This window comes from Neomoorella carbonis, assembly GCF_045278715.1.
Classification (GTDB): Bacteria; Bacillota; DSM-521; order Neomoorellales; family Neomoorellaceae; genus Neomoorella; species Neomoorella carbonis.
The window spans coordinates 1,053,542-1,066,016 of the sequence record NZ_CP136420.1; the positions used below are offsets into that span (position 1 = coordinate 1,053,542).

A 12,475-nucleotide genomic window follows, 5' to 3' on the forward strand; every position below is an offset into this window, starting at 1 on the left:
TTGCCCTGGCTGGGGAGGCAAACAATATGGCATTGATAGCAGGTGTAGACATCGGCAATTCTACAACTGAAGTTGCTTTGGCGCGAATAAGCGGGCCTAAATTGGAGTTCTGTGCCAGTGGCATCGTCAGGACAACTGGTATAAAGGGAACAAAAGAGAATGTTGTCGGCGTAAAGAATGCTCTGCTTGATGCCTTGGAAAAAATGTCTTTGCGGTTCAATGATCTATCCCTTGTTTTGCTTAATGCAGCGACGCCAGTTATAGCTGACGTAGCCATGGAAACTATCACTGAAACGATTATTACCGAATCGACAATAATAGGCCATAATCCGTCCACTCCGGGCGGAGTGGGACTTGGTATCGGGAAGACCATTCCCTTCCGCAACTTACCGGATTATTACGGTAACGAACCGGTAATCCCCATAGTTTCTGCAGAGTTTGATTTTGCAGACGTGGCAGCAGTAATAAACCGCAAGATAAAAGAGGGCATAAAAATAGTTGGAGCCATTGTCCAGAAGGATGATGGAGTTTTGATTAACAATCGTCTCGAAGGTTCTATTCCGGTAGTTGATGAGGTTAAATATATCGAAAAGGTTCCCGTTGGTATGCTGGCAGCAGTGGAGGTAGCTGAACCAGGAAAAACAATTGAAGTGCTTTCTAATCCCTATGGAATTGCAACCGTGTTTGGTTTAAATCCTGAGGAAACTAAAATGGTAATCCCGGTAGCACGAGCGTTAATCGGCAATCGGTCAGGAGTCGTTATTAGAACACCACATGGGGATGTAAAAGCTCGGCGTATACCGGCGGGAAAGTTGTCCATTTTGGGCGAGCGGCATAAGGCGGAGATCGATGTACAGATGGGTGCTGAGGAGATTATGTCCTCAGTAGAGAAGGTTCAGCCGGTTATCGACGTCCGCGGTGAGCCGGGAACCAATGTTGGGGGTATGATGGAACGGGTTCGGAGCACAATGAGCAAGCTTACAGGGCAACCGTTGGAAAATGTTGCCATTCAGGACATTTTAGCTGTTGATACCTTTGTGCCAAAGGAAGTAGTCGGTGGGGTTGCTGGCGAGTTCTCGCTGGAGAATGCAGTTGGCATTGCCGCCATGGTAAAGACGAGTCGTATCCCTATGGAACAAATTGCGGCTGTTTTAGAAAGGGAAATCGGGGTAAGGGTGGAAATTGAGGGTGTGGAGGCCAATATGGCGATTTTGGGTGCCCTCACCACTCCGGGAACCGACAAACCTCTTGCTATTGTAGACATAGGAGGGGGTTCCACTGATGCGGCGATTATTAGTAAGGAGGATGTTATTCATTCCACCCACCTGGCCGGGGCAGGAGACATGGTGACGATGCTGATACAATCGGAGCTGGGGTTGGATAGCCGGGAGTTAGCCGAAGATATTAAGTGCTACCCACTAGGAAAGGCAGAAAGTATGTTCCATATTCGCTTGGAAGATGGCACGGTTAAGTTTTTCAGTACGCCTCTGGACCCCAAGCTTTTCGCTCGGGTGGTGGTCCTCAAGGAAGGAAACATGGTGCCCATACCAACAGAACATTCCATGGAGCGAATTAGGCTGGTGCGCCGCGAGGCTAAGCGAAAGGTTTTTGTTACTAACGTCTTGAGGGCTCTAAGAAGGATCGCGCCAGGCGGTAATATTCGGCTGATAGATTTTGTCGTCATGGTAGGCGGTTCGGCGCTTGATTTTGAAATCCCGGAAATGATAACGGATGCTTTAGCTGAGTACAGGGTTGTGGCCGGGCGTGCGAATGTCCGCGGGAGTTTGGGGCCGCGGAATGCTGTGGCCACAGGCCTGGTCCTTTCTTACTATAATCGCATAGGGCGCAGAGGTAATTAATATGCGTGAAGAAAGGTCGAAAATGGAGCCCCCGAGCATAATAATCTTCCATTCACCAGGTGAGGGGAGCTGCACGTTTGTTCAGCAAGTTCTTCTGGGAATTGAAGAGGAAGGATTACCTGCGTCTGCAATTGAGAGATCGGGATCAAGTATTGAACTTGCAGAAGCGGCGGCAGGGATGTCAGCTTTCGGTGTAGGCGTAGGTATAGATGAGCAAGGTAACATTGCCTTGACTCATTACCGGATGCCCCAGGGTCAACCTGTGTTCCATGTTTCCGGGGAAACAAGTTCAGTCATTGCAAGGATTGTGGGGACCGATGCTGCACGTCTGGTTAAGGGGAGGCCGCTTGTTTCGGGGGTAGGTGATAGTGCGGCTTTGGCCCCGGAGGCCAATATGGAAGCCTTGCCTCAGGATAAAGAGGCAGGCGAGAAATATCCAGTGCTGGATAGTGCCCAAATTGCCGAGGTAGTGCGTGCGGCTCTACGCCAGTTGTCAGGTTGAGGGGGCTACTCGTAGGAGGCCGCAGCCTTTAGGAGCAAGTTGTTGGTTGCGGTGAGAAAATAGTTGTGCTGTTTTGGTCCTTGGAGGTAGGAAAAGATGTTGCTGAACGAAGAGACGCTCGTGCGTGAAGTAGTTAAAAGGATAATGGAGATACAGGCCCAAGGTGAGAAAATCTTCATTCCCGTGGGCATTTCAAACCATCATGTCCACCTGTGCCAAGCAGACGTAGAGAAGTTATTTGGTCAGGGGTACCAACTGAAAGTTTGGAGGGAACTGTCGCAGCCCGGTTATTACGCTGCGGAGGAGACTGTCGTCCTAGTTGGCCCCAAAGGCGTTTTAGCAGAAGTTAGAGTTCTGGGTCCCCCAAGAAAGAATACTCAGGTCGAACTTTTAATTGGCGACGGGTATAGGTTAGGGCTTGAGCTGCCAGTGCGGGAATCAGGTTCCACGGAGGCCTCCCCATGCTTGACAATTGTAGGTCCTAAGGGCGCGGTTACTATGTGTCACGGGGTAATGGCTGCAGCGCGGCATATTCATATGAATAGCTGTGACGCCCAACGGTGGCGTATTCATGAAGGGGAGTTGGTTCGGGTAAGGACAACCGGGGAAAGGTCAGTGGTGTTTAACAATGTCAGGGTGCGTATAGGCGATAAGTATATAACTGAATTGCATCTTGATATAGAGGAGGCCAACGCTGCAAATTTAAGAGCGGGTGACCAGGTTGAGCTGTTGCTGGAAAGTGATGTGAATTAGTAACGGCCTATCAGTAATCCCATCTAGAGGCTGAATTTACATGGAGGTGTTTACGGAGATGCAGGTGGAGGAGATTGTAAGGATAGTTGTGGAGCAAGTTAGGTCCCGGCTTCTGGCAGATGAAGGCGGCCCTGCTGCTATTGCGCCATCCCATTCGACAGGCATTTTTGACGAAATTGAAGAAGCCGTGGCGGCAGCCAGTGAAGCCCAGGCGGCTTTACTTCGCTTGGGATTAGAAAAACGAGGCGAGATCATCCAGGCCATGCGTAATGCAGCGGTAGCCAATGCAGAAGTATTTGCTCGTATGGCAGTTGAAGAAACAGGAATGGGCCGTTTCCAGGACAAGGTTACGAAGAACCTTGTCGCAGCTTTAAAAACACCAGGCATAGAGGACATCCGTCCAGAAGTTATGTCTGGCGACCATGGCTTAACCTTGGAGGAAAGGCAGCCATTTGGGGTTATAGCTTCTATAACTCCTTCCACAAATCCTTCCGAGACGGTGGTTAATAACGGTATAGGGATGATAGCTGCAGGGAATTCAGTGGTAATCAGCCCTCATCCAGGAGCCAAGGGCGTAACTCTCAAAGCTGTCGAAGTACTAAACCAGGCTATCCAGGAAGCTGGAGGCCCTCCCAACTTGTTGGTGTCTGTTCGTGAGCCTACAATCCAAAAGACACAAGACCTGATAAAGCACCCGAAGATCAGTTTAGTGGTAGCTACCGGTGGGCCAGGGGTTGTTCAAGCAGTACTGTGTTCAGGGAAGAAGGCCATTGGAGCTGGAGCAGGGAATCCGCCGGCAATAGTAGATGACACAGCGGACATCTGTAAAGCTGCCAGAGATATCGTGGCAGGTAACAGCTTTGATAACGGAATCAATTGTATTGGGGAAAAAGAGGTCCTGGTAGTAGAGACGGTAGCCGATCAATTAATTGAGGAGATGCAGAAATGTGGTGCATACCTTTTGCGGAATAAGGAAGAGATTGAACGGTTAGTGAGATTAGTTACCACCCAGGAAGGGCAGATTAACAAGGCTTTTGTTGGTAAAGACGCAACAAGCATTCTGAAGGAGATCGGTATTTCTGCTCCCAAGGACACCAAAAGTATTATCTTCGAAGTACAGGCAGACCACGTTACTGTGATGGAAGAATTCCTCATGCCCATTCTTCCTATTGTGCGCGTGAAGGATATCAACGAAGCAATTGAGTTAGCGGTTTGTATTGAAGGAGGTCGGCACCATACGGCGGTGATTCATTCCAAGAATGTGGATAATATGACCCGCTTTGCGCTGGCAATAAAGACCACGATTTTTGTTAAGAATGGACCTTCCTTCAACGGAGTCGGTATTGGTGGTGAAGGATATACGACGATGACAATTGCGGGGCCTACGGGAGAAGGTTTAACATCAGCCCGTAATTTCACCCGTGTTCAGCGGTGTGTATTGGTCGAGGGTTTTAATTTACGTGGTAAGGCGCAATAGTGAAGGAGATGGCATCTTGTTCAAAATACTGGTCCTTAATCCAGGCTCAACATCGACAAAAACATATATTTACGAGGGTTCCATAGAAGTACAACAACAGACACTGCGTCACGATGTTCAAAAAATAGGGAAATACCCAACCGTCGTTAGCCAGCTAGAATTCCGCTTGGGAATAATCAAAGAGTGGTTGGCCAGCGTGGGTAGAAGAGTAAAGGATTTTGACGCTATTGCTGCCCGGGGCGGCGCGTTAAAACCGATTGTTAGTGGAACCTACCTGGTTAACGAACGTATAATAGAGGACTTGCGCGAGGCAAGATACGGGGAACATGCTTCCAACCTTGGGGCTTTGATTGCAAAGGCATTGGTAGAAGGAACCTCAGTACCTGCCTTCATAGTAGACCCAATTGTGGTGGATGAGTTGCAGCCAGAAGCCCGCCTCTCTGGTCATCCCCTGCTTCCACGTAGGAGCATATTTCATGCGCTGAATCAAAAAGCAGTGGCTCGCCGTGCAGCTAAAGATCTGGGCAAGCGGTATCAGGATTGCAGACTGGTGGTAGCCCACTTAGGAGGAGGAATTTCTGTAGCCGCTCATGACCGCGGACAGGTGGTAGATGTCAATAACGCTTTGGACGGCGAAGGACCTTTTACGCCAGAAAGATCGGGCACATTACCAGCTGGGCAATTGGTTGAGTTATGTTTTAGCGGCAAATATTCGAGGGATGAGGTTATGAGGATGGTTAAAGGGAAAGGGGGGCTGGCAGCATACTTGGGTACTACGGATGTTCGCGAAGTCGAGAAGCGGATTGCTGAAGGAGATCCCGAAGCTGAGGCAGTTTTTAGAGCAATGGCGTATCAAATTAGTAAAGAGATTGGTGCACAAAGTGCCGTCTTAGAAGGTAAAGTAGATGCTATTGTCTTAACTGGAGGAATTGCCTATTCAGAACGGTTGGTAAAGTTAGTTAGTGATCGAGTGAAGGCTTTTGCGCCTGTCTTAGTTTACCCTGGCGAAGATGAAGGTAGAGCTTTAGCCGAAGGGGTTTTGAGAGTACTGGAGGGAGAGGAGAGAGCACTAGAGTATATCTAAGAGTTATCCTGTTTTCTCATCAACAGGTTAATGCACGTTCGGCAAAAGGAGTACAACGGAGCAGAATTATTATGTAGCTCCAGTGTTGGTAGAGATGCTAATCTTCCGTGATGAATGAAGAGAGTTGACGGTGATGAGTACATGAAGTATTTGTTAACCAAGTTAACTAGCCCCCAAACGGATAGTACCTCGCCTTCGAAAGGCCGAGGGAGGTGACGTGCGTGGCAAACCAGCAAGCATTGGGACTTATTGAGGCGGTGGGACTTCCAGCTGCTATTGAAGCAGCGGATGCTGCAGTTAAAGCTGCTAACGTTAAGCTTCTGGGTTACGAACTGACAAAGGGTGGAGGTAAGGTAACTATCAAGTTTACCGGGGATGTAGCAGCGGTACAGGCTGCGGTGACGGCTGGTGTAGCTGCAGCGGACCGGGTAGGTAAAGTAGTAAGCAAACTCGTTATTGCAAGGCCACACGATGATCTTGAAAAAATAATCTATACGCCAGAGACGGTAGGAGAAGCCCAGCAACCGCTGCGGGTAGGCGAAGGGGAAGAGGTTAGAGGCCAGACAGAACAAGAAAAAGAAGAGGAAATCTTGCGAGGCAAACAACTTGCTAGCTCACCAATGCTTCTAGCGGCGGAGCCCCAATTACCAGAAAAGTTATTGGATGGTGGGGCCGTAGAGGCAACTAACCGGTCTATAGTCGAAGGGCCGCAGGAGGCTTCAGGCGACGCCAGTTCGACTCAGATGGATGAGCGGCAAAGTGAAACGGGTGAACCGGTTTCACAAACTAGAGAAGATGAAATAAAGAACTCGGCTCAAAAAACGTGTAATTACTGTGGTGACCCAGCTTGCCCTCGCCGCAAGGGCGAACCTAGGTCGTATTGTATTCACTATAAAAAATTAGGATAAGAAATTCAAAGAGAAAGTGACAGGTAGCTGATGCGGCTTGGTCGTTATAAAGGGCTTCCAAAGGAAAGATAGCGTATAGGAGGACAGCGTTAACGAAGGTAAAGCTGACATCTGGGCTTGATAGCTGTTGCTAAACCAGATAGGCTATTTTACAAGTGTCTGTTGTCCTGTGCGCTATGGCCTGTGTATTAACCTGTGGTGCTTTGAGGGTAATAACGTTAGGGGTTTCAACTGTGATTGTTACTATGAGGTCATGAAAAGTTGTTGGTAGGGAATGAGGGAAATGAGCGAGTTGGAGAGTGCCAATGCATTAACTTGCGCCTTGACTAAACGTATGGCTCCACAACCCGCGTTAATACCCAAAGGGCCGGTACGGGTTGGGGTGGATATCGGTACGGCAAATGTGGTGAGTGTAGCTCTAAGCAGTGATGGTACACCACTGGCGGGCGAGATTACGCCAGCTCGGGTTGTTCGAGAAGGAATGATCACTGATTACCTGACGGCAGTTAAAATAGTACGTAACCAAATCCAGTCTTTGCGGGATCGCCTTGGCGCTGAACTAAAAAGGGGTGCGTCAGCAATACCTCCTGGCACGGAGGCTGGCAATACTAAAGTTACCCGTCATGTTCTCGAGGCAGCCGACCTTGAGGTTACTGCCATTGTTGACGAGCCTACTGCAGCCGCTAAGGTCCTGGGAATTAAAGAAGGAGTTGTGGTAGATATTGGTGGGGGAACAACGGGTATTTCAGTACTTCAGGACGGAAATGTAATCTATACGGCCGATGAGCCGACAGGGGGAACTCACCTTGACCTGGTAATTGCTGGGCGTTTTGGGATATCTATCGAAGAGGCTGAGACTAGAAAGTGTGATCCTACTTACCAGCCCCTTCTCTTACCTGTGGTAAGACCTGTATTAGAAAAAATGGCAACCATTGTCTGTCGTCACATTGAAGGTTATTCAGTATCGGCGGTCTATCTAGTGGGTGGAACATGTGCTTTTCCAGGTCTTGTCCAGGTTATGCAAGAAGAACTTAAGCTACCCGTTTATCTGCCGCAAAACCCGTTGTTGGTAACTCCATTAGGTATTGCAATGTGCTGTGAGGGGTGATAAAGGGTGGAAGACCTCAGCTTTTTACAGAAAGTGGTAGAAGAAGTAATAAAACGGTTGAAAGTTGGAGACAGGAGAATACTTGCCTTGTTCTGTGGTGGCACGATAGGAGCCGAAGAAGGCCGGTCGGAACTGAAAAAACTGGTTACTGCAGGCTACAAAGTGCGTATAGTTTTCACACCCGCAGCGGAAAAGGTACTAGGAGAAGAGTGGGTAAGGTCTGAGCTTGGTAATACCGAAATAATTACTGAAACAGACCGCAGATCGGCGAGCGAACTTCTGAAAGAAACCGATATAATTCTGGTGCCAGTACTCACCTTGAATTCGGCAGCGAAGGTTGCCCATGGGATTGCCGATACCTTAGTAACAACGTTGATCATGTCCAGTTTGCTCTCAGGGAAATGTGTAGTGGCTGCGCGCAATGCCTGTGACTTGAATAATCCGATACGAGCCAAACTGGGCATGAACCGGGGAAATGCGGCTTATCAAAGGCTATTTGCCGATTGTCTCACCCGTCTGGAGCAATATGGTATTCGGTTGGTGGACATACAGAACCTAGCCGCTGTTGTAGAAGGAGAAGTTGAGAGCTCTCAGTTTGCGGATGGGAGAGAAGCAGTTAAGGCTGCAGATAGAGGATTGGTATTTTCTGGTCGAATTCTAAGCAGAGCAGATGTTGCCACGTGGACCGAGCCGATACTTAAGGTAACTGACGGGACGCTGATTACACCGCTCGCTCGCGATGTTGCTCGTGACCGGGGAATTGAAATAATCCAGAGCTAAGAGCTCATGGAAAGGCGGAAAAATGATATGATTATTGGAAAAGTTGTCGGAACCGTAGTAGCCACAAAAAAAGATGAACGCTTAGTGGGAAATAAACTTCTCATAATTCGGCCATTGGGTACAAATGGACAATTTGAGGGTGCCACTATGGTGGTGGTTGATGCTGTGGGGGCGGGCATCGGGGAAGTAGTTCTCATTTGTAGGGGGAGTTCTGCTCGGAAGGCGGTTGGCGTCCTTGATTCCCCGGTCGATGCAGCGATAGTAGGTATTGTAGATACCATGGAGGTCGAAGAGCAATGAAGGTTTACACCCGAACCGGGGATAAAGGAGAGACCGGGCTATGGGGAGGTAAGCGTGTCTCTAAAGCAGACCTTCAGGTAGAATGTTATGGTACAGTAGACGAAGCCAATTCGTGGTTGGGGTTCACCCGGGGCTTACTTAAAAGTCCTCGCATCCAACAACTTATCCCACAACTGCAAAAGAAGCTACAGATCTTAGCTTCTGAGCTTGCGAGCACTCCGGAAGGAATTCTAAAACTAAAAGAGCAAGTGCAAAGTGAAGATATTCAGGAACTGGAAAAAATTATTGATCTATTTCAGGAGGGACGACACCCAGAGACACAATTTGTCCTTCCGGGAGGAACAGTTGGTAGTGGAGCACTAGATATTGCTCGCACGGTCGTACGTCGAGCCGAACGGCTAGTGGTCCGACTGAGGGAGGAACGGAGCTTACGTGAGGAAATTGTTCAGTATCTAAACCGGCTTTCAGATCTGCTATTCGTACTGGCTCGGGTGGAAGAGGAGGAAGATTTAGTGCAGGTGGTGAAAGGCAAAGTTCTGGCCCATCTTGAGATTGAGATGGGAAATGCGCTAAACCTGAATATGGCTAGGAAACTAATTGGCGCAGCGGAGACCCGCGCCCGAGCCTTGGGGGTGCCGGTGGTTACGGCAGTAGTAGACAGTGCAGGCTACCTCATTTTACTGGAGCGACAAGAATGTGCTCCGATAGCCAGCATTGATATTGCTTGGAAAAAGGCATATACTGCTGTAGCTGTAAGAATGCCTACTCACGTACTTGCGGAGCTTACTCAACCGGGGCAGCCATTATTTGGCATAGAAGCAACCAACGAAGGACGTCTCGTCATTTTTGGGGGCGGATTTCCACTCATGAGAGGAAATCAAGTGGTAGGTGCGGTTGGCGTAAGCGGTGGCACTGTAGAACAAGATATCGAGGTAGGGCGTGCAGCAGTCTCAGCGTGGGAGGAGGCTAGCTGCAATTGAAACTAAAATATGCTTTGAGGCGTGGAGGCCAATAACATGAGTAACAGGATAGCTGAGCTTGCCAGGGAAGGCGGAGTGGTGGGTGCTGGAGGGGCTGGTTTTCCTACTCATATTAAGCTGGACGCACAAGTGGAATATGTGGTAGTGAATGGCGCGGAGTGTGAACCCCTCTTAATGGTAGATCAGATGCTCCTGGTCAGGGATGCACTACGCCTGGCAGATATGCTGGAGGAAGTGAGACAGGTACTGGGAGCTAACGAAGGGCGGATAGCCATCAAGGCTAAGTATAAGGAAGCAATAGAAGCAGTTAAGGAAGCGATAGGACGGTATCCCCAACTCAGAATTGTACCACTTGATGATTTTTATCCGGCAGGAGATGAATTTGTTCTAGTATATGAAACCACGGGACGATTAGTACCTCAGGGGGGAATTCCCCTTGAGGTAGGGGTGGTCGTCCTCAACGTAGAGACGTTGTGGAATCTTGCCGAGGTTCGCGAGGGGCGGCCAGTGACGCACAAGTGGGTTACGGTGGCAGGTGCCGTAGTTCAGCCTGGAACCTTCCATGTGCCGCTCGGAGTAAGTATTTGGGAGACGGTTAAACTTACCGGTGGACCAAGCACGTCTGATTTCGCAGTTTTGGACGGCGGTCCGATGATGGGTAAACTCGTAAAAAATCTCAGCGATCCTGTAACGAAAACAACCAAAGGGCTAGTGGTACTACCCAGCACGAGCCCAGTAATCCAAGTACGTGCTCGGCCGCTGGCCAGTATCCTGCACCAAGCGCGTGCAGCTTGTTGTCAATGTCAGGAATGTACGATGCTTTGCCCACGGTACCTATTGGGGCACGAGCTAGCACCGCACAAGGTTATACTTGCATCTAGTTATTTGGGCAGTCAGGTAGGAGAGCCGATAACAGCAGCTTTTCTATGTTCCGAGTGTGGTCTATGTGACCTATATGCTTGCCCAATGGGCCTTTCTCCGCGTCGGGTGAATCAGGCCTTGAAAGAGGAAATGTCCCGCTGGTTGAAAAACCCGCATAAAGGCGCACCATCTGGAGTGCATCCTTGGCGATCTTACCGGCGGGTACCAGTAAAACGTCTTATATCAAGTCTGGGGCTGAAACACTACGAACGGCCTGCACCGGCCAAAGTAGTGGACATCTTACCACGGCGTGTGGTAATACCATTGAGGCAGCATATAGGAGTTCCAGCAATCCCCGTGGTTAACGTTGGAGACAAGGTAGAAACTGGCCAGCTGGTGGCAGAAATCCCAGAGGGCAAGCTCGGAAGCCGCCTCTTTGCGAGTATTTCCGGATGGGTAACAGATTGTACATCTTCAGCCATAGTGATTACCAGTGATGTAAGGCAGGAGGAGGACAGGGAAGATGAAACATGCGTTGGGCTTAATCGAATATAAAAGCATTGCTCGTGGGGTAATGGCGGCTGACGCTATGCTAAAGGCCGGAAATGTGGAACTTATTCAGGCTACTGTCCTTTGCCCGGGAAAGTTTATTGCTCTCATAGCTGGGGCTGTAGGTGCTGTAGAGGTAGCGGTAGAAAGGGGGTTTAGCTTTGACCCCGCTTTCGCCATCGCTAAGTTCATTTTGCCTAATGTTCACCCTGCAGTTTTTCCTGCTCTTACGGCAACGAATCCCGTAGAACTTAAAGGTTCGTTTGGCATCATTGAGACCATCGATGCCGCTTCTGCGGTGGTGGCCGGAGATACGGCGGCTAAATCCGGGAGGGTTGAGTTGATAGAAATACGGCTAGCCCGCGGTATGGGCGGGAAGGCCGTTGTTTTTCTCTGTGGTGAATTGGCTGCTGTAGAGGCCGCTGTTAAGAGCGTTCAAGATAGACTCAGGGATGAAGGAGTTATCATTGCCACCTCGATAATTTCCTCACCACATCCTGACCTTGCCTTCTAAGCGGGATAGGGGTGACAACATATGCTCATAACGCGTTTCATCCGGGCACCTCGCCAGGGAACAATGGCCATGCTTGTTCGAAGGATGTCTCCGGCCGCTCGGAAAGAGTTAGAAGGTAAGCGCTTCGATGCTATTGGACTGGTGCAGACTGACTTGCCCAGCCTTTTCTACTTTGCCGATATAGGACAGAAGGCAGGAGATGTAATCGCCGCTGAAATTACGGGCAACTGTCCTCAGCACATCAGTACTATCGCCTTTTTTGGTAACACCGCGGCGGTAAGTGCAGCCCTAGCAGCTGTCCAGAAAGCCCAAAGCGATAAATGAGGTGATGGTTCCTTTTTGTGGACAAAAATGGTGCGCGGTGGGTGGGAGCTGTCCGCATACATTTTTGTCGAAGAAAAAATGTCTCGGGCTGGCTTGTGAAGAAGTTAAACGGGCTAATAGCAGCCTTGGCGCCTGGTGACAGCTACATTCTTGCTCCATCCTAACTCAGCTTCAGTAACAATCCTTTCCACAAGCCTTTCAACTCCGGGAAGGTCGTTGGCAACGCTGAAACCGCAGACATCTTTACCGGTATCGTCGAGGATGCGCACCACATTGGTGTCAGAGCCTATATCTATACCGACAAAAAGGGTTTTTCCTATAGCCATAACACCTCCTTTCCCGGGGAAATAGCGAACCAAAATTGGGGTATCCCTGGGAACCTGACGTAACAGCAACCTTGCTGATGAGCACCGACCCTTAAGAGATTGGTCCGCAGCTCCTTGCTGAAGGGAGAACCTCTAAAGGGCGTGCGACCC

At 49.5% G+C, this 12,475-nt stretch carries 14 protein-coding genes; 13 read left to right on the forward strand and 1 reads right to left on the reverse strand.

The annotated features are described in order from the left end of the window. The first annotated feature begins 26 nt into the window (after nt 1-26). From MCACP_RS05460 to MCACP_RS05520, 13 genes are all read left to right on the forward strand, one after another. The gene (locus tag MCACP_RS05460) at nt 27-1,859 is read left to right on the forward strand and encodes a diol dehydratase reactivase subunit alpha (protein ID WP_406678354.1); all 1,833 of its coding nucleotides are present in this window, start codon (nt 27-29) and stop codon (nt 1,857-1,859) included. Between the two features lies 1 nt (nt 1,860). Further along, entirely contained in the window at nt 1,861-2,361 is a 501-nt protein-coding gene (locus MCACP_RS05465; protein ID WP_406678355.1) for a glycerol dehydratase reactivase beta/small subunit family protein, read from the forward strand. A gap of 96 nt (nt 2,362-2,457) precedes the next feature. After that, the gene (pduL, locus tag MCACP_RS05470; RefSeq protein ID WP_406678356.1) at nt 2,458-3,114 is read left to right on the forward strand and encodes a phosphate propanoyltransferase; all 657 of its coding nucleotides are present in this window, start codon (nt 2,458-2,460) and stop codon (nt 3,112-3,114) included. A gap of 58 nt (nt 3,115-3,172) precedes the next feature. Beyond that, entirely contained in the window at nt 3,173-4,591 is a 1,419-nt protein-coding gene (locus tag MCACP_RS05475) for an aldehyde dehydrogenase family protein (protein WP_406678357.1), read from the forward strand. Nucleotides 4,592-4,607: 16 nt separating this feature from the next. Next, nucleotides 4,608-5,675 carry a butyrate kinase gene (gene buk / locus MCACP_RS05480; protein WP_406678358.1) on the forward strand — a complete coding sequence of 356 codons (1,068 nt, stop codon included), beginning with the start codon at nt 4,608-4,610 and terminating at the stop codon, nt 5,673-5,675. A gap of 221 nt (nt 5,676-5,896) precedes the next feature. Beyond that, nucleotides 5,897-6,583, forward strand: a complete 687-nt coding sequence (locus MCACP_RS05485; RefSeq protein WP_406678359.1) for a BMC domain-containing protein — start codon at nt 5,897-5,899, stop codon at nt 6,581-6,583. Between the two features lie 283 nt (nt 6,584-6,866). Further along, complete coding sequence (gene eutJ, locus MCACP_RS05490) at nt 6,867-7,691, forward strand: ethanolamine utilization protein EutJ (protein ID WP_406678360.1); 825 nt, start codon at nt 6,867-6,869, stop codon at nt 7,689-7,691. 6 nt (nt 7,692-7,697) lie between these two features. Then, the gene (locus MCACP_RS05495) at nt 7,698-8,471 is read left to right on the forward strand and encodes a flavoprotein (protein WP_406678361.1); all 774 of its coding nucleotides are present in this window, start codon (nt 7,698-7,700) and stop codon (nt 8,469-8,471) included. A 6-nt stretch (nt 8,472-8,477) separates the two neighbouring features. Beyond that, the gene (locus MCACP_RS05500; RefSeq protein ID WP_406678362.1) at nt 8,478-8,771 is read left to right on the forward strand and encodes a EutN/CcmL family microcompartment protein; all 294 of its coding nucleotides are present in this window, start codon (nt 8,478-8,480) and stop codon (nt 8,769-8,771) included. Beyond that, on the forward strand, nt 8,768-9,751 hold the full coding sequence (locus MCACP_RS05505; RefSeq protein WP_406678363.1) for a cob(I)yrinic acid a,c-diamide adenosyltransferase: 984 nt from the start codon (nt 8,768-8,770) through the stop codon (nt 9,749-9,751). Before MCACP_RS05500 ends, MCACP_RS05505 begins: the two co-directional genes overlap by 4 nt. A gap of 36 nt (nt 9,752-9,787) precedes the next feature. Continuing rightward, entirely contained in the window at nt 9,788-11,167 is a 1,380-nt protein-coding gene (locus tag MCACP_RS05510) for a 4Fe-4S dicluster domain-containing protein (RefSeq protein ID WP_406678364.1), read from the forward strand. Continuing rightward, nucleotides 11,136-11,675: a BMC domain-containing protein gene (locus MCACP_RS05515; RefSeq protein WP_406678365.1), complete on the forward strand. Its 540-nt coding sequence runs from the start codon at nt 11,136-11,138 to the stop codon at nt 11,673-11,675. Before MCACP_RS05510 ends, MCACP_RS05515 begins: the two co-directional genes overlap by 32 nt. Before the next feature lie 21 nt (nt 11,676-11,696). Further along, complete coding sequence (locus tag MCACP_RS05520) at nt 11,697-11,999, forward strand: BMC domain-containing protein (protein WP_406678366.1); 303 nt, start codon at nt 11,697-11,699, stop codon at nt 11,997-11,999. A gap of 113 nt (nt 12,000-12,112) precedes the next feature. Here MCACP_RS05520 and MCACP_RS05525 read toward each other — a convergent pair whose 3' ends face one another. Then, nucleotides 12,113-12,325 carry an IS110 family transposase gene (locus MCACP_RS05525; protein ID WP_406678367.1) on the reverse strand — a complete coding sequence of 71 codons (213 nt, stop codon included), beginning with the start codon at nt 12,323-12,325 and terminating at the stop codon, nt 12,113-12,115. Nucleotides 12,326-12,475: the final 150 nt, after the last annotated feature.